The following is an 18,537-nucleotide window of genomic DNA, read 5'->3' as shown; positions in this document are numbered from 1 at the left end:
AACATATAACGATGACCTATTCTACTTTTATTGGATTTTTGTTGATTGCGATTAGTGTTGCAATGTATTATTTTACAAATTTGGATGTTTCTAGATTATTTTCGAATAAAGAATTTTTGGTAGGAATTACTGGAGGTGCTGGTGTCGGATTTATTCTGGGAGGATTTTTAGGCTGGCTTTATAAATACAAAGCGGTGAATAAAGCAAATGCAGAAATTGCAAACGAAGAAAAACGTAAAGTTGCAGAACAAAAAGCACAAGAAGCTGCCGCAAAAGAGCAAGCAAAGTTAGATGTGCAACAAGAAAAAGATGAATCAGGTTTATTGTAATAGATAAATTAGATAAAAAAAAACGATCGAGAATTAATTTTCGATCGTTTTTTTATTTTGTATTTCTTGGTAATAAAAACAAGGAACTAAAATCAATAAAAACATTGGCTGAATGAGAAATCTTCTAACATAAAAGAAAACCATTTCGCCTGATGAAAAATATGTCGAAATCAAATAATTATATATTGGTAAAAGAACGATTAATCCGATAATCATAATAATGATAGAGAATTTAACGTAATTTTTTTTCCAGAAAATAAACCAAATAATTAATACAGTTAATAATGTATTGATAAGATAGCGAACCATAAGGCTCGCGTTCAATTTTGGTAAATCAATTTCAGGGAATTTTGAATGTCCAACAAAATGAAAGTATTCTAAGAAAGGATCATAAAATAAAAACTCTTCAAATTTTCGGACTAATATCAATCCAAAAACAAGTAAAATAGCAATTGCGTAACGTAAATATTTATTTGACATTTTGCTTATTGTATTTTGTTACAAAAGACTTAATCCAAACAATCCAAAGAATCACAATTGAACCATAAATAATTGCTGGAAATAAATAATCGTGTGCCATTTTACCATATTCGTTGTGATATCTAAAAATATAATTTAGCAACATAATTCTCGAAATATTCATCACAAAAAGAATTGCTAAACCTGATAAAATAAACAAAAAAGTTTGCTTGAAATTCGTGTAAAAAGCAACTATAAACGCTACAAAAATTATCAAAATAGAAATCGCATTACAACCTTCATTTACAATAGAGGCAACTTGTCCGTCCATTACCAAACGCATCCAAGGCTGATTTTCTGCAATATTAGAAAAAGTAAAAAAACCACACTTGTTCAACCAAAAAGCTGTAACATCAGAAGTTAATTTTGTAAACGGATCAGGATTATTGTGTGGTAAATACTGATCCAAATACAATTTATAAACTAAACTTAAAATAATGTAAGTTCCTAAAAAACGTGCAAGGAATAATAATAATGGTTTAAATTCTTTCATTTTGTTAAAAAATCTCGAACAAATATAAATGAAAAACATCAACTTTTGATTAAGTTATGATTAATCAATAAATTTGCTTTTTTAGAAGTAACAAAATGCAAGATTTACATAAACGCGTGGATATCATAATTGATAGCGCAATTTCTACGGAAGACAGATTACAAAAGATTTGTCAATTGTTAAGTGACGAAGTTGAATACTACAATTGGGTGGGATTTTATTTCAAGAATGGAGATAAAAATGAACTAAAACTTGGCCCTTATGTTGGAGCGGCAACTGATCATACAATAATTCCTTATGGTAAAGGCATTTGTGGGCAAGTGGCTGAATCTAACGAAACTTTTGTTGTGCCAGACGTTTATGCTCAAGATAATTATTTGGCTTGTTCAATAGAAACGAAAGCTGAAATTGTTGTTCCAATTTTCAAAAATGGAGAAAATATTGGGCAAATTGACATCGATTCGCACAAAATAAATCCGTTTACAGAAGATGATACAAAGTTGTTAGATTACGTTTGTTTACGTGTTTCAGAAATTATTTAAACAATGATTGATTTAATTTTAAAATATTTTCCTGATTTAACGGAAAAACAAATCGAGCAATTTTCGAAAGTTGGTGATTTATACAAAGAATGGAACGACCAAATAAATGTTGTTTCTCGAAAAGATATCGACGAAATTTATACGAATCATATTTTACATTCATTAGCGATTGCAAAAGTGATGGAATTTGCAGATGGTTCCTCTGTTCTGGATGTAGGAACTGGAGGAGGATTACCAGGGATTCCGTTAGCAATTTTATTCCCGAATGTTCAGTTTCATTTGGTAGATTCTATCGGAAAAAAAATCAAGGTTGTAAAAGGTGTGGCTGATGGTTTAGGTTTGACGAATGTAAAAGCTGAACAGAAACGTGCTGAAGAGTTAACAGATAAATATGATTTTGTTGTTTCTCGTGCGGTGACAGCGATGCCAAGATTTGCAGAATGGATTCGTGGGAAATTCAAAAAAGAAGCTATTAATCCTTTTCCAAATGGTTTATTATATCTAAAAGGAGGCGATTTGACAGAAGAATTAGCAGGTTTTCCTAATGCTGTTTTATTTGATATTCAAAACTTTTTTGAGGAAGATTTTTTCGAAACGAAAAAGGTCGTTTACTTAGAAAAAAAAGATATTTAATTTATATAAATTATATACTTGAAATCCGAAATCAAATTGATTTCGGATTTTTAATTTTATGAATTATTGAAAATAAATAAAAACAATGTTAAACGTTATTTTATCCAATACTTTAAGTTCTTTTTAAGAGGTTTTCTCGTCAAAATTCACTATATTTGTTTGTTTAAAAAAGTTAGAGACATATTATGAGTAATAACACATATACGGCGGATAATATCCAAGCGTTAGAAGGAATGGAGCACGTACGTCTTCGTCCATCGATGTACATTGGAGACGTCGGAGTTAGAGGATTACACCACTTAGTTTACGAGGTTGTTGATAACTCTATTGATGAAGCTTTAGCAGGATACTGTGATACAATCAAGGTAACAATTTTAGAAGGAAACTCGATTCGTGTAGAAGATAACGGACGTGGTATTCCTGTCGACTTACATAAAAAAGAAGGGAAATCTGCATTAGAAGTTGTAATGACTAAAATTGGTGCAGGAGGTAAGTTTGATAAAGATACATACAAAGTTTCTGGAGGTTTGCACGGTGTTGGAGTTTCGTGTGTTAATGCACTTTCTAACCATTTATCAGCAGAAGTTTTCAAGAATGGAAAGCAATATATTCAAGAGTATTCAAAAGGAAAACCTTTGTATGATGTAAAAGAAGTGGGAACGACTGATAAGAGCGGAACAACAGTAACTTTTACTCCCGATGATACTATTTTTCAAGAAATTAGAGAATATAACTATTCTACTTTAGCAAATCGTTTACGTGAATTAGCTTTCTTGAATAAAGGAATCAATATTGTATTGGTTGATGAACGTAACAAAGACGAAGAAGGTAATCCTGTTACAGAAACTTTTCATTCTGAAGAAGGATTAAAAGAATTTGTTGAGTTTATCGACGGTAGCCGCGAATCTATCATGGATAAAGTAATCTTCATGGAAGGTGAACGTGATGGAATTCCAGTTGAGGTTGCAATGCGATACAATACATCATATAACGAAAATGTACATTCATATGTAAACAATATCAATACACATGAAGGTGGAACACATTTATCTGGTTTTCGTCGCGCGTTGACACGTACATTGAAAAAATATGCTGAAGAAAACTTTAATCTTGCAAAAGAAAAAGTTGAAATTGTTGGAGATGACTTCCGTGAAGGATTAACAGCAGTTATTTCAGTAAAAGTAATGGAGCCTCAATTTGAAGGGCAAACGAAAACTAAATTAGGAAACTCTGAAGTTTCTCCTGCGGTTGATAAAATCGTAGCAGAAATGTTAACAAATTTCTTAGAAGAAAATCCAGCTGAAGCTAAAATAATTGTTGATAAAGTAATTTTAGCTGCAAAAGCTCGTCAAGCGGCTAAGAAAGCTCGTGAAATGGTACAACGCAAAAATCCAATGGGAGGAAGCGGATTGCCAGGGAAATTAGCAGATTGTTCTTCTCGTAAACCAGAAGAATCTGAGTTATTCTTAGTCGAGGGAGATTCTGCCGGAGGAACTGCAAAACAAGGTCGTGATCGTCATTTTCAAGCAATTTTGCCATTACGTGGTAAAATCTTAAATGTTGAAAAAGCGATGGCGCATAAAGTTTTGGATAACGAAGAGATTAAAAATATATATACAGCTTTAGGTGTGACAATCGGAACTGAAGAAGATTCGAAAGCACTTAATATCTCAAAATTACGTTATCATAAGGTTGTAATTATGACCGATGCCGACGTCGATGGTTCTCACATCGCGACATTAATTTTGACATTCTTCTTCCGTTATATGAAAGAATTAATCGAGCAAGGACATATTTATATTGCAACACCTCCTTTGTATTTAATTAAGAAAGGAGCAAAAGGAGAATATGCTTGGGATGAGAAAGATCGTGAACGTATAACAGCTGAATTTTCTACGGATGGTTCAGGTAAAGGTGTTACAATTCAACGATACAAAGGTTTAGGAGAAATGAACGCAGAGCAATTATGGGATACAACACTTAATCCGCAGCATAGAACATTACGTAAAGTAACGATTGATAATGCTACAGAAGCAGATCGTGTATTTTCTATGTTAATGGGTGATGATGTTCCGCCTCGTCGTGAGTTTATCGAGAAAAATGCGCATTACGCAAAAATTGATATTTAATCTTTTTGAAAATATAAAACGAAAAATCCAGCTGAAAAGCTGGATTTTTTTGTTGTATTTTATTTTATTCCAAATTGTTGAACCATCCAATGTTCAGAATGATTTTTAACTAAGTCATTTTTTATTTTCTCATCTTTTGATGATAAGTATTTATAGACTTTTAAAGGTATAGAATTTGGAAAACTTTTAAGACTTGATTCAATTAAATTTGCAGATTCTTTTGATTGGTTATCTAAGCTTAAAGCTTCAATATTATAAATTAATACAATAACAGGAATGTCACTATAGGTGTTTTTAATTTCTTCTTGTAAATCATTTATTAACTCTAATTGAAATTTTGAATCTGGTATACTTCCATTAGCAACAGCATCACTTATATTATTTTGATATGCTATAAACATATTCAAAATTTGTTTGTTCTTTGAATCTTTGTTTGCATAAAAATCTGTAATTTTCTTAAGTGTTTCAGGTTTTATACCACCTGTGTCAGACTGTAGCATCTCGTCATAAAAGTTGTTGAGAAGATTGTAAACAGTTTTATCATTCTTATCGATTTTAGAATCTTTTTTTAATTCTTTAATAAAACTATTATATGTTTCAGTTTTTTGAGCTAATAAATTCGATGATATAATTATAAAGAAAATGATTACTATTTTTTTCATGTTTAATTTATATTAATTTTATTGCTAAATGTTTTAAATAATATTTTCTACTAATATAAATATTTTCCTCTACTCCGAAATAATCAAAGTTGTTGGAACATTCGAAATCCAAATACTTTTTGTTTCGATTAAGTTTTTCCAACTTTCCATACTAATCATCATCAAATCCATTTCATCCAAAAACTCCTTATCCAATTGTTGTTTATACGAAAGACTAATATGATTTGGTGCAATATTTTCGATACTACGAATAATTTCTTTTACTTCAGAATGTCGTTTTGTGTAACCGCTAACGTCTACAATAATAACTTGAGATTCACTATTTGAAATTAGTCGCTGAGCATATTTCAATAAATCAGCATCTTTATTCCCAAAAAGAGGAAGAAAGACTTTTTCTGCTTTCGTAAAATTTTTGTCCAAAACAATTCCAACAGGAACGGTCGATTTATTTAATAATTGTTTTGTTCTTTCGTTGAAAACAGAATGATCAAACATATTCTCTTTACCTGTAACTTGACCAATTAAAATATCTGGATCAATAATTTTTGTTGTAAATCCTAAAATATTTCCCAATAAAGAACCTGAATAAATAGAGTTTCTTACACCCATTAACATCAAATCATAATCACCTTTTTGCGCAACATCAATTGTATCAAAAACGATGTCTGTAGATACTTTAAACATTGTTGTCACATCTTGATGTAATTCTTCTGAAACTTCAATAATTGGCTCAAATATTTCAGTTTCTCTTTCTTCAAGATTGAAATGTTGAACTTCACTACTTTTCATCACGTGAATAGCAGTTACAAGCGAATTATCATCTTGATTTTTAATAAAGCTATTTGCAACTCGTAACAACTCAGCACCTTTTTCTGGTGTTTGAAAATCAATTAAAATCTTATATTTTTGACTTTGGCTAATTTCAGTTAATTCATTTTCTGTCTTTTGTTTTCTAAAAACCCAATTAATCAAATCTAAAGCAGGTCCTGTCATGAATGTTGTTACTAAAGCCATAATAACCATCATTGCAAAAATTTCTGGAGTTAAAACTCCTAAATCGTAACCAATATTTAGTACAACTAATTCCATTAAACCTCGCGTATTCATCAAGGCACCAATAGTTAAACTATCTTTCCAGTTTTGTCCAACAAACTTGGCGGCAATTGCACTTCCGATGAATTTTCCAGTTACAGCAACTAAAATAATTAATCCTGTAGTTTGCCATAAATGCGAGCTATCTAATAATCCTATTTGAGTTCGTAGACCTGTAAAAACAAAGAATAATGGTAATAATAGTACTAAAGCTACATCTTCTATTTTTTCGATGAATAGATTTCTGAATTTAATGTTTTCAGGCATAATAGTTCCTGCAAGGAAAGCACCAAATAAGGCATGAATACCGATAATTTCGCTTAAGTAAGAAGAAATAATTAAGACTAAGAAAAAGATTCCGATAATTGGTTTCGTAAGTGTTGTTTTACTCGAATGTACATCAGCAATACGCTTTAGAAAAGGGCGCACGAATTTTATCATTGCAATTACATAAACAATAGCAAGTAAAATAACGTAAATAGAGCTAATAAATGATCCAGCTTTTACAATTGCTATAACAGCGGCTAATAAACACCAAGCCGTTATATCGTCAGCAGCAGCACAAGTAATTACAATAGAACCTAAACGGGTTTTGCTTATGCCTCGTTCTTGTACAATACGGGCTAATACAGGAAAAGCTGTAATACTCATAGATATTCCTATAAATAAAGCGAATGACAAAAAGTTAATTCCTTCTGGAGCAAACTCCATATAAATTAATCCAGCTAGAGCTAAACCAAGTGTAAATGGAATAATAATACTTGCATGACTAATAACAATGGCGTCTTGCGCGTTTTTCTTTAACACTTTTAGATCTAATTCCATTCCTATGACATACATAAATAGAATCAAACCTATTTGACTGATGAATTCTAAATTTCCTAAAGATTCTTTTGGAAAGAGATTTCCAAAAAATTCTGGAAAATGCATTCCTATAAAAGAAGGACCTAGAAAAATACCAGCAATTATTTCTCCGATTACAGTTGGTTGTCCAATTTTATTGAAAATCCATCCAAAAACTCTTGCTGTAAAAATTATTGTTACAATTTGTGCTAATAAAATAGCAAGAGGATGCCCAATGTTATGTGTTATACTATTAATGAAATCATTGAAGTAATTGCTCTCACTAGTAGCATGGATTACATGTTTGCCAGCTTCCATTTCTTCAGCCTTAATTACAATAAAATACATCATTAGAGAACAAAGTAGAATTGTTACGATGTAAAAAATTGAGTTTCTTGTCGATTTTTTCATGGCATTAATTTTCAACAAAAATCTGAAATTAATTTACAGAAAAATATCAAATATTTTTTAAACTCGAGTAAAATGTAATGAAATGGTTTTTTTTTGTAATCAAATTGAAATTTGAGCAATAAAATTAGCTTTGTAAACTTCACTTAACACCAAATTAATTTCTTTATTATCTTTCGATAAAACATCTAAAGTAACGTTGTCTGAGTGAAAATATTTAATATGATGCAAGCTAATTATTTCTCGTTTATTGATGCGGACAAAATCTTTTTCAGGTAGCATTTCTGATAATGCATCGAGTGTGATATTTTTCAAAATTAAGAACGATAAATCTTGATAATAAACGACTTTGTCACGGCTGTCAACGGTAGAAGTTGTGATGTACACAATTTGATTAAACTGTAATAAAATCTTCCCTTTGTCTGAGTTTAATTGCACAAAATTATTTTGTGAAGAAAAATTATTTTGTAAACGTTTTTTTACTTTGTCAACAGCTTGTTGTAAACGTTCTTTTTTAATAGGTTTTTGAATATAATCTGTTGCATCCAAATCGAAAGCATCAACAGCATATTCTTTGTAAGCAGTAGAAAAAATAAAAGGTTTTTCCTTTAATAAATTAGCGATTTGTAAACCATTAATTTTAGGCATTTCGATATCCAAAATACAAAAGTCAAAATCTAAGTTTTCAATTTCGTTTATGAACAATTCTGGATCAACATAAGCTTTTACAACTTCGATATCCTCCATCTGTTCGCACAACATTTTCAAATACTTTAATCCAAGAATTTCGTCGTCAATTAGTATGCATTTTAGTGTAAAACTCATGTAGATTTATTTTTAAGTTGGCGATAAACATATCTTGTTCAACAGTTTTAGAAAGAGAAAAGTTGTCTCCATAAACCATTTTCAAGCGATGTTTTAATGATTGACTTCCATGTCCGCCAGTTTCTTTTTTTAAACTATTTTTTGGAGAAATTTTATTGATGACTTGAATTTGAAATGATTTATTATTCAGTTCAAGCATAATTTTTATGAATGAATTGGCTTGTTGAAAATCGGTATGTTTGAAAGCATTTTCAATAAAATCAATACTTAATAAAGGTAAAATAATTTTTTCTTGATAATAAGGTGAGGTTTCATCAATTTTCGTTTTAACTTGAAAATCAAACAAAGGCGAAACTTTTACTTTATTTATTTCAATAAAGTTTTTAGTGAAATCTATTTCATCTTTTATCGTCACAAAATTGTCTTTGCTTTCGTACAGAATATAATCCAACACATTTGCCAATTTATCAATCGTATAATAGGTTTGATAAGCATTTGACTGGATAGAATTGAGAATGTTTTTGAATAAATGAGGATTCAGTTTCGCTTCATATGACTCTAGTTTTAACTCATCAACTTTAGTGGATAAATTATCTAAACGTTGCGTTTGTTCTTGACTTATTTTTTTCTCAGATTTTAATGAATTAATTAAATATGTAATCATAATGATTAGAAAAATAATCAATGCAATAATGAGATAAAGTAATATTGTAGGAAGTTGAATCATGTGAAAAATTCTAACTCAAAGATAGAATTTTTTTAAATAAAAAAAATCCAGAAAGTAGAACCTTCTGGATTTTTAGAAATATTGTGAAAGAAATTATTAAGCGTAATATTTTGCTTTTAATTCTTTTACTTTTGGATCATCTAAGAATTCATCATACGTCATATAACGATCGATGATTCCGTTTGGAGTTAATTCTATAATACGATTACAAGTTGTTTGAATCAATTCGTGGTCATGAGAACCCATTAAAATTGTTCCTTTGAAATTAACCAAAGAGTTATTTAATGCCGTAATCGATTCTAAGTCTAAGTGACCTGTTGGTTCGTCTAATAATAGTACGTTTGCGCGTAATAACATCATGCGAGAGAACATGCAACGCATTTTTTCACCTCCTGATAAAACAGAAGATTTTTTAAGAGCTTCGTCTCCTGAGAATAACATTTTTCCTAAGAAACCACGCATAAACTCTTCGTGGCGCTCCTCGTCAGAATCTGTATATTGACGTAACCAATCAACTAAGTTGATATCTTCTTTAAAGAAATCTGTATTATCTAAAGGTAAATACGCTTGTGTTGTTGTGATTCCCCAAGTAAAATCTCCAGAATCTGGCTGAGCTTTTCCTGAAAGAATTTCAAAAAATTGAGAAACTGCTTTCGAGTTACGAGAGAAAATACCAATTTTATCACCTTTTTTCAAGTTGATGTTCGCATCTTTAAATAAAACTTCTCCATCTACAGAAGCAGATAAATTGTTCACTTCTAAGATTTGATCACCAGCCTCACGAGATTGTTCCCATATAAGTGCTGGATATCGGCGAGAAGAAGGTTTGATATCTTCGATATTTAATTTCTCGATCATTTTCTTACGAGAAGTTGTTTGCTTAGCTTTAGCAACGTTAGAAGAGAAACGAGCAATGAAATCTTGTAATTCCTTTTTCTTTTCTTCTGCTTTTTTATTTTGTTGTGCACGTTGTTTTGCAGCTAACTGAGAAGACTCGTACCAGAATGTATAGTTACCAGAATATAGATTTAATTTAGAGAAATCTAAATCACAAATATGCGTACAAACCGCGTCTAAGAAGTGACGGTCGTGCGATACAACGATTACAGTATTCTCGAAATTACCTAAGAAATCCTCTAACCATTGAATTGTATTAACGTCCAATTCGTTGGTAGGCTCATCTAAGATTAATACATCAGGATTTCCAAATAAAGCTTGCGCAATCAAAATACGAACTTTCGCTTTATTATCTAAATCTCCCATTAATGTATAATGCATATCCGAATCTATTCCTACATTCGATAATAATGTAGCTGCATCAGATTCTGCATTCCATCCGTTCATTTCTTCATAAACAACGCCTAATTCTCCTGCTTTGATACCGTCTTCTTCAGAAAAGTCTTCTTTTGCATATAAAGCATCCATACGTTCTTTAATATCGTATAATACTTTATTTCCTCGTAAAACAGTATCCAATACTGTGTATTCGTCATATTTGAAGTGATTCTGCTCTAAAACGGACATACGTTTTCCTTTTTCAAGACTAACTTGTCCTGAAGTTGGATCGATTTCACCTGATAATATTTTTAAGAAAGTAGATTTTCCTGCTCCATTGGCACCAATTATCCCGTAACAGTTGCCATTTGTAAATTTTATATTAACTTCGTCGAAAAGTACACGCTTGCCGAATTGAAGCGATAAATTAGAAACATTTAACATAATTTTTGGTATGATGTTTGTTTGACCTTTCGGCAAAGTTACAAATTTTAATTGGAATAAAATAAAGTGCAAAAAGAAGTTACGATTAAGAATAAACGTGCAAGGTTTGAGTATGAATTATTAGATTCTTACGAAGCCGGCATCCAATTATTTGGAACTGAAATAAAATCTATTCGTATGGGAAAGGCTTCGATTACAGAAAGTTTTTGCCAAATGAAGGACGGAGAACTCTATATCATTAATATGTTTATTGATGAGTATGATTGGGGAACATACTTTAATCATAAAACTAGACGAGATAGAAAACTTTTATTACAAAAGTCTGAGTTGCGAAAATTAGAACGCAAAACAAAAGAGACAGGATTGACAATTGTAGCAACCACGCTGTTTATAAACAACAGAGGGTTGGCAAAATTGAAGATATATTTGGCAAAAGGAAAGAAACTTTTTGACAAAAGAAATACAATAAAAGGAAAAGATTTGAAAAGAGATTTGGATAGAATGATAAAGAATTCTTAAATTTGTCTTATAATTGTATAAAAATTACATAAAATTTAATATATTTAAAACGCTAAATATTTGATAATGAAAAAGTTTAATCTATTATTATCTGCAGTAGTATTATTCCTAGCGGGTAATTCTTTTGTAGATGCTCAGAATTCTAAGAATCCTTGGGCAATTACAGTTGGTGCTCACGCTGTTGATCACAACTCGGCAACTGGACCATTCAACCAGTATTTTAAAACAGATAACTGGGATATAGTTCCTCCTTTATCTAAATTGTCTATTATTCGTAATTTAAACAGATCTTTTGATGTTGATTTAACTGCTTCTGTAGGTGAAGTTGACAATAACAGATTACGTGTTAAAGATGAATTATTCATCAATGCTGGTTTAGGTTTACGCTATAAATTAGCTAATGGTTATATCTTAAAAGAAGATTCTTGGTTTGATCCATATATCCGTGTAGGAGCTGGTTACCACAGATATGATTACACAGGATTAGAATTTCCATTAAAATCTTACTATGGAAATGGAAATGGAGAAGAGTTTACAATGTTAACTGAAGTTGAAGATTTAGAGAAAAACCATTTCGTAGCTTCTTTAGGTGCTGGTATGAACTTTTGGTTTACTAAAAACTTTGGTTTAAACATTGCATCTGATTATAACTGGCTACCAGCTTATGGAGGAAATAACTATTTTGACTTCTTTCAACACACAGTAGGTGTTACTTTCCGTTTTGGAAAACAAGATAGAGATAATGATGGTATTCCTGATGATGAAGATGCATGTCCAGACACTCCAGGTATCGCTACAGGTGATCCTGCAACAAATGGATGTCCAGATACAGATGGTGATGGAATCTTTGATAAAGATGATGCTTGTCCAACAGAATTTGGTTTAGCTGAATTCCAAGGTTGTCCAGATACAGATGGTGATGGTGTTCCAGATAAAGATGATGCTTGTCCAACAGTAGCTGGTCCAGTTGAAAATAATGGATGTCCTTGGCCAGATACAGACAATGATGGAATCTTAGATAAAGATGATGAATGTCCAACAGAATTTGGTTTAGCTGAGTTTAATGGATGTCCAGATACAGACGGAGACGGTATTCCAGATAAAGATGATGCTTGTCCAACAGTTAAAGGACCAAAAGAAAACAACGGATGTCCATGGACAGAAGTTCACGTAGCAAAACGTTTATCTAACATTTTATTCGAATATAACTCTGATAAAATTGTTCCTTCTTCTTATGAAGATGTACGTGTAGCTGCTCAAATTTTAAATTCTGATGATTTAAAAGAGAAAAGCTTCTACATTGACGGACATGCTGACCAAAGAGGTAAAGATGCTTACAACAAAACATTATCTTTAAAACGTGCTCAAGCATTAGTTAATATTTTAGCTGAAAGAGGTGGAGTTGATAAGTCTCGTTTAACTGCTCGTGGATTAGGAAAATCTCAATTATTATGTACTGAAAACACTGAAGAGTGTTACCAAAAAAACAGACGTGTTGAGGTATTACCAAAAACAGCGACAGTAACAGAAACTAAAGTTATCAAAAAGAAAAAATAATTCTTTAAAACGATAATATACAAAAATAGCCACCTCATTGAGGTGGCTATTTTATTTTTATGAAATTAGGATTAATTATTTCTTTCTAAAAACCAATATAATGATACAACAAGCTGTAAACACTGATAGTAAATATCCAATCCAAGAAAGTAATGGCATGTCCAAAATCATTGGACGAACAGTAGTGTTAGCAAGCATACTTGCTCCAATTCCGAAAGCTAAAGTAAGAATGGCTAAAACCAGTTTATTAATACTGTCTTTTATTAATTTCTGAATATTATCTATTTGATCAATCTTGAAGTTTAAAGCCAATTTATCATTGTTTACTTTTTCAATTAATTTCAATGTGTCTTCTGGCAAATCGTTGATTAAATCTTGAATATCTTTGAAATTATCAATAGCTTTTTTACTCAAATATTTTGGATGAAATTTTTGTCGAGCTAATTTTACTGCATATGGACGCATCGAACGTTGTACGTTAAGATCAGCGTGTAATTGTTGTCCAATTCCTTCTATAAGTGCAATACCGCGTAGTAAAATATAAACATATTCGGGTAATAAAACATGATTTCGCTGTAGAATATTATTGAACTTTTTGATGACGATTTGAACTTCTATCGTATCAACAGTGTTGTATTCTAAATAATCAAAAATATCTGCAATATCACGCTCTAATTGTTTTTCGTTTTCGATGTAATGCTTAATCGCCATTTTTTTGAGTGAACGAACAATTCGTTTCGGATTTTTTAATCCAAAATCAATTACAACATTTTCTAATGCATCTTTTTCGTTAATGGCTAAAATTCCCATTGAACCAAAATCGATGAAAGCAAGTCGTCCATCTTTTAAAATAAAAATATTTCCGGGATGTGGATCGGCATGAAAAAATCCGTCATCAAGTAATTGTTTCAAATAAATATCAAAACCTTTCTGTACGATTTTTTTTGGGTCAAGTCCCAAAGCTTCTAATTGCTCAACATCATTTACCTTGAAACCTTCGATGAATTCCATACAAAGAAAATTATTGTTCGAATAATCTTCGTAGGTTTTCGGAACGTAAACATCTTTACTATTCTCGAAATTTTTTCTGAAACGTTCGATGTTTTGAAATTCATTGGTTAATGAAAGTTCTTTCAAAATTGAATTTTCAAATGATTTTTCGATTTCAGAAATGAATAATTTCTGAAGTTTCTCGTATTTTTTTTCCAAAAAATGAACAATATCTCGAATCAAGGCTAAATCGGACTCAATTATTTTCTGAATATTAGATCGTTTTACTTTGAAAACAACTTTTTCTCCATTCAATAAAGTTGCGCGATAAACTTGCGAAATACTTGCAGCAGCAAAAGGTTGTTCTTCTATAAAAAGAAAATGTTCGTCAGGCTCAATTCCAAATTCGTCTCTAATTTTTTGTTTGATGTCAATTTCTTCTGGCGGAACATTGTCTTGCAATTTTTTTAATTCCTCAACCAAAGATTCAGGAACCAAATCTTTTCGATTACTCAATAATTGTCCAAATTTTATATAGGTCGGACCAAGTTCTTCCAAAGCCATTCGGAAACGTTGATTGAATGATTGGTTGAAAAATTCGTTGCTTTGGTCAGAATGAAACAAATCATTTCCGCGAGAAAGAATTTCTTCGAAACCATATTTAGAAACGACTTTTACGATTTTAGAAAATCGTTTTATTTTCTTTAGACTATCCATAAAGTTGAGATTCGATTACAAGTTACGAATAAACAAGAGTGTAATTCGTTTATAAAATCTTAAATTTATTTGAGTTGAATCTAAAATTATTCCAAATATTAAAATATAATTGTTTATCTTTGCACTCGCTAAAATGGTTTAGGAATCAAGCGATTAATTATTAAGTTAAACATCTCTCGGTCATTTATTTGCATTTGAAGATTCCGAAATAAAATAGATTGAGATACAAATTTTTAGAATTATGTCTAAAGAAACAAAACAAGAGGAAGTACAAGAAGTTGTATTAAACACTCCAGTATTAGATGCGTCTGCTAATGCAAACGTAGCGCCAGAATCATTTGATTGGGAATCTTTCGAATCAGGATTAAACGAAGAAGATCGTAAAGAAAAAGCTGAATTAGAGCAAATGTACGATACAACTTTAGAAGACTTACATGAGAATGAAGTATTCAAAGGACAAGTTGTACGTATTACAGATAAAGAAGCTATCGTTGATATCAACTTCAAATCAGAAGGTGTTATTTCATTAAACGAATTCCGTTACAACTCAGACTTGAAAGTTGGGGATATCGTTGAAGTAATGGTTGATCAACGTGAAGATAAAAATGGACAATTAATTTTATCTCACAAAAAAGCTCGTACATTAAATGCATGGGATGCTGTTAACAAAGCACACGATTCTCAAGAAATCGTTAACGGTTACATCAAAGCTCGTACTAAAGGTGGTATGATCGTTGACGTATTCGGAATTGAAGCTTTCTTACCAGGTTCTCAAATCGATGTTAAACCAATCCGTGATTACGAACAATTCGTAGGAAAAACTATGGAGTTCAAAGTTGTTAAAATCAACCCAGAATTCAAAAACGTAGTAGTTTCTCACAAAGCGTTAATCGAGGCTGATATCGAAGTTCAGAAAAAAGAAATCGTTGCTCAATTAGAGAAAGGACAAGTATTAGAAGGTGAAGTTAAAAACATCACATCTTACGGTGTATTCGTAGACTTAGGCGGTGTTGACGGTTTAATCCACATTACTGACTTATCTTGGTCTCGTATCAACCACCCATCTGAAATTTTAGAAGATGGACAAAAAATCAACGTTGTAATCTTAGATTTCGACGAAGATAAATCTCGTATCCAATTAGGTATTAAACAATTAGAAGCTCACCCATGGGATGCTTTAGATGCTGATATCAAAGTTGGTGATAAAGTTAAAGGAAAAGTAGTTGTTTTAGCTGACTACGGTGCATTCGTTGAGGTTGCTCCAGGTGTAGAAGGTTTAATCCACGTTTCTGAAATGTCATGGTCTACTCACTTACGTTCTGCTCAAGATTTCGTAAAAGTAGGTGATGAAGTTGAAGCAGTAGTTTTAACTTTAGATAGAGAAGAAAGAAAAATGTCTTTAGGTATCAAACAATTAACTCCAGATCCTTGGACAGATATTACAACTAAATACCCAGTAGGTTCTACTCACAAAGGTAAAGTTCGTAATTTCACTAACTTCGGTGTATTCGTAGAATTAGAAGAAGGTGTTGACGGATTAATCTACATCTCTGACTTATCTTGGACTAAGAAAATCAAACACCCATCAGAATTCTGTGCAGTTGATGATATCTTAGATGTAGTAGTTTTAGAATTAGACGTAGAAGCTCGTCGTTTATCTTTAGGTCACAAACAATTAACTGAAAACCCATGGGATCAGTACGAAGCTAAATATGCAGTAGGTACAGTTCACACAGGAGTTGCAGTTGATGTATTTGACAAAGGAGCTACAGTTCAATTCGAAGATGCTGATGTTGAAGCTTTCGCTCCAGCTCGTACATTAGAGAAAGAAGATGGATCTCGTATCAAAAAAGGTGAAGAAACAACTTTCAAAGTTATCGAATTCAATAAAGAATTCCGTCGTGTAGTAGTTTCTCACACAGCAACTTTCCGTGAGGAAGAAGTTAAAGCTGAGAGAACATCTAACAATAACAACAATAATTCATCTAACACAATCGAAACTTCTACTTTAGGAGATATCGATTCATTAGCAGAATTGAAAAAGAAAATGGAAGAAGGAGGAAACTAATTCTCTAACTAAAATTTTTAAATAATATAAAGCTACCCATTGTTTTTGGGTAGCTTTTTTTTTGAATGATGATTTTCTTATTTTAAATTTAAAATGAATTTAATTTATGGATTAAAATCATATAAAGAATAACATACATTTTTTAATATATATTTTGAATATTATTCAAAATAGTCTTAATTTTGCAGTCGAAATGGAAAAAATTGAATTTAATTTAGATGCTACTGACTTGAAAATCATGCGATTAATGCAAGAAAATGCTCGTATTAATAACGCTGATATAGCTAGAGAATTAGGAATGGCACCTTCTGGTATATTAGAACGTGTGAAAAAGCTTGAAAATAAGCAAGTTATTTTGGCTTATCATGCTAAAATTAATCCTGTAGCAGTTGGGCAGAAATTACTTTCGTACATGTTTATTAAAACGGTTGATATTATCGGAGATGAAACTGTAGGAAAACAATTAGCTGAAATTCCGGAGGTTTTAGAAGTTCATGATATTGCTGGAGATGATGGATATCTGATTAAAGTAAGAACTTCTGATAATGAAGGTTTAGTAGATTTAATGAGAAAACATTTAAGTAAAATAGGAGGAATAACTTCTACGAGAACAACAATTGTATTACAAACAATAAAAGAAGAACAAAATATCGTTATACCAACGATTTAAAAATAGAGATTGAATGAAAGTGAGTCAACCAAGTAAGTGGCTGATTATTGCAGCATATTTTGTGGTTTATGTAGTTTGGGGATCAACTTATTTTTTTATAGATAAGGCTTTACATGGTTTTAGTCCATTTATTTTGGGTTCGTTTCGTTTTATTGCAGCGAGTACAATTTTGATGGGATATTGTAAAATGAGAGGTTATAAGCTGTGGGATAAACAAATTGTAAAACAATGTATGTTTACAGGTTTTATGTTGTTGTTTATTGATATGGCTGGAATAATTTGGTCAGAACAATTTTTACCAAGTGGAATTGTCGCTATTATGGCGGCGTCTGCAGCTATCTGGTTTATTGTATTGGATAAACCAAAATGGAAACAAAATTTTTCAAGTATTCCAACAGTTTTGGGAGTCTTATTAGGTTTTATCGGTGTATTAATGTTATTTTATGAACAAACAACCACTGTGCATGCAGATGCAGATCAGCAGTTTTTAAACATGATTGGTTTGATTGTTTTAATCTTTTGTTCTATTGCTTGGACGTTAGGTTCGTTGTATTCAAAATATGTAACAGAAAAACAAAAGAAAGAAGTTACAAAACCAAAAGAGGATTTGAATATTATGGTTAAAACAGCTTGGCAGATGATTACAGCTGGTATTTTATTCAATACTGTTGCGATGTTTAATGGAGAATACGCAAATTTTAACTTAGAAAATGTAGCGACTGAAGATTGGTTAGCAATGGCTTATTTAGTTACTTTTGGATCTATTTTAGCTTTTGGATCGTATGTATGGTTGTTACAGCACCGTCCGGCGGTAGAGGTATCTACTTATGCCTATATTAATCCAATTGTAGCTGTTGCCTTAAGTTATTTTTTTACAGATGATGTCGTAACTCATTTGCAAATTTACGGTTTGGCAGTAATTTTGTTCAGTGTTTTATTAATGAATTGGAATCTTTATAAAAACACAAAATTAGTTCAAAAAATTTTGCATTTTGTTTCTCGTAAACGCTATGCACATTAAATATTATGTGATTATTAATAAGAAAGCTTCTCGATCGCTAGAAGCTTTTTTTGTTCACTATTTTAAAGAGTTAT

Annotated in this window: 17 protein-coding genes; 9 read left to right on the top strand and 8 right to left on the bottom strand. The window is 31.3% G+C overall.

Features of this window, described 5'->3' with window-relative positions:
* The first annotated feature begins 11 nt into the window (after positions 1-11).
* Positions 12-329 carry a hypothetical protein gene (locus E4J94_RS01585; RefSeq protein ID WP_135834146.1) on the top strand — a complete coding sequence of 106 codons (318 nt, stop codon included), beginning with the start codon at positions 12-14 and terminating at the stop codon, positions 327-329.
* A gap of 33 nt (positions 330-362) precedes the next feature.
* On the opposite strand, the gene E4J94_RS01580 is transcribed toward E4J94_RS01585, so the two are convergent.
* Positions 363-809: an exosortase F system-associated membrane protein gene (locus tag E4J94_RS01580; protein ID WP_135834145.1), complete on the bottom strand. Its 447-nt coding sequence runs from the start codon at positions 807-809 to the stop codon at positions 363-365.
* Complete coding sequence (gene xrtF, locus E4J94_RS01575; RefSeq protein ID WP_135834144.1) at positions 799-1,341, bottom strand: exosortase family protein XrtF; 543 nt, start codon at positions 1,339-1,341, stop codon at positions 799-801. The genes E4J94_RS01580 and xrtF overlap by 11 nt, the downstream gene beginning before the upstream one ends.
* 95 nt (positions 1,342-1,436) lie before the next feature.
* Here xrtF and E4J94_RS01570 point away from each other — a divergent pair, with 95 nt between their 5' ends.
* The 3 genes from E4J94_RS01570 (at position 1,437) to gyrB (ending at position 4,645) form a co-directional block, all read left to right on the top strand.
* Positions 1,437-1,883, top strand: coding sequence for a GAF domain-containing protein (locus E4J94_RS01570; RefSeq protein WP_135834143.1), 447 nt, complete (start codon positions 1,437-1,439; stop codon positions 1,881-1,883).
* Positions 1,884-1,889: 6 nt separating this feature from the next.
* Positions 1,890-2,516 carry a 16S rRNA (guanine(527)-N(7))-methyltransferase RsmG gene (gene rsmG, locus E4J94_RS01565; RefSeq protein ID WP_221411274.1) on the top strand — a complete coding sequence of 209 codons (627 nt, stop codon included), beginning with the start codon at positions 1,890-1,892 and terminating at the stop codon, positions 2,514-2,516.
* Between the two features lie 185 nt (positions 2,517-2,701).
* The gene (gene gyrB / locus E4J94_RS01560; RefSeq protein WP_135834141.1) at positions 2,702-4,645 is read left to right on the top strand and encodes a DNA topoisomerase (ATP-hydrolyzing) subunit B; all 1,944 of its coding nucleotides are present in this window, start codon (positions 2,702-2,704) and stop codon (positions 4,643-4,645) included.
* 59 nt (positions 4,646-4,704) lie between these two features.
* Here the strand turns inward: gyrB and E4J94_RS01555 are convergent, their stop codons facing one another.
* The 5 genes from E4J94_RS01555 to E4J94_RS01535 all read right to left on the bottom strand — a co-directional run bounded on the left by E4J94_RS01555 (position 4,705) and on the right by E4J94_RS01535 (position 10,921).
* Positions 4,705-5,307, bottom strand: a complete 603-nt coding sequence (locus E4J94_RS01555; protein WP_135834140.1) for a hypothetical protein — start codon at positions 5,305-5,307, stop codon at positions 4,705-4,707.
* A 69-nt stretch (positions 5,308-5,376) separates the two neighbouring features.
* Complete coding sequence (locus E4J94_RS01550; protein WP_135834139.1) at positions 5,377-7,653, bottom strand: cation:proton antiporter; 2,277 nt, start codon at positions 7,651-7,653, stop codon at positions 5,377-5,379.
* Positions 7,654-7,752: 99 nt separating this feature from the next.
* A complete protein-coding gene (locus E4J94_RS01545) occupies positions 7,753-8,475 on the bottom strand; it encodes a LytR/AlgR family response regulator transcription factor (protein ID WP_135834138.1) in 723 nt (240 codons plus the stop codon).
* Complete coding sequence (locus E4J94_RS01540; protein ID WP_246034229.1) at positions 8,444-9,202, bottom strand: sensor histidine kinase; 759 nt, start codon at positions 9,200-9,202, stop codon at positions 8,444-8,446. The genes E4J94_RS01545 and E4J94_RS01540 overlap by 32 nt, the downstream gene beginning before the upstream one ends.
* Before the next feature lie 96 nt (positions 9,203-9,298).
* A complete protein-coding gene (locus tag E4J94_RS01535) occupies positions 9,299-10,921 on the bottom strand; it encodes an ABC-F family ATP-binding cassette domain-containing protein (protein ID WP_135834137.1) in 1,623 nt (540 codons plus the stop codon).
* A gap of 66 nt (positions 10,922-10,987) precedes the next feature.
* Between E4J94_RS01535 and smpB the strand changes: the two genes are divergently transcribed.
* Both smpB and E4J94_RS01525 read left to right on the top strand, forming a co-directional pair.
* Entirely contained in the window at positions 10,988-11,440 is a 453-nt protein-coding gene (gene smpB / locus E4J94_RS01530; RefSeq protein WP_135834136.1) for an SsrA-binding protein SmpB, read from the top strand.
* 66 nt (positions 11,441-11,506) lie between these two features.
* Positions 11,507-12,997: an OmpA family protein gene (locus E4J94_RS01525; RefSeq protein ID WP_135834135.1), complete on the top strand. Its 1,491-nt coding sequence runs from the start codon at positions 11,507-11,509 to the stop codon at positions 12,995-12,997.
* Positions 12,998-13,072: 75 nt separating this feature from the next.
* Here E4J94_RS01525 and E4J94_RS01520 read toward each other — a convergent pair whose 3' ends face one another.
* A complete protein-coding gene (locus E4J94_RS01520; protein ID WP_135834134.1) occupies positions 13,073-14,704 on the bottom strand; it encodes an ABC1 kinase family protein in 1,632 nt (543 codons plus the stop codon).
* A gap of 241 nt (positions 14,705-14,945) precedes the next feature.
* On the opposite strand from E4J94_RS01520, the gene rpsA reads away from it, so the two are divergent.
* The 3 genes from rpsA (at position 14,946) to E4J94_RS01505 (ending at position 18,463) form a co-directional block, all read left to right on the top strand.
* A complete protein-coding gene (rpsA, locus tag E4J94_RS01515) occupies positions 14,946-16,772 on the top strand; it encodes a 30S ribosomal protein S1 (RefSeq protein ID WP_135834133.1) in 1,827 nt (608 codons plus the stop codon).
* 193 nt (positions 16,773-16,965) lie between these two features.
* Positions 16,966-17,442 carry an Lrp/AsnC family transcriptional regulator gene (locus tag E4J94_RS01510; protein ID WP_135834132.1) on the top strand — a complete coding sequence of 159 codons (477 nt, stop codon included), beginning with the start codon at positions 16,966-16,968 and terminating at the stop codon, positions 17,440-17,442.
* A 13-nt stretch (positions 17,443-17,455) separates the two neighbouring features.
* A complete protein-coding gene (locus E4J94_RS01505; protein WP_135834131.1) occupies positions 17,456-18,463 on the top strand; it encodes an EamA family transporter in 1,008 nt (335 codons plus the stop codon).
* Positions 18,464-18,537 lie beyond the last annotated feature (74 nt).

This window comes from Empedobacter tilapiae, from assembly GCF_004785645.1.
In the GTDB taxonomy this organism is placed as follows: Bacteria; Bacteroidota; Bacteroidia; order Flavobacteriales; family Weeksellaceae; genus Empedobacter; species Empedobacter tilapiae.
This window is presented reverse-complemented; position numbering and strand designations above follow the sequence as displayed.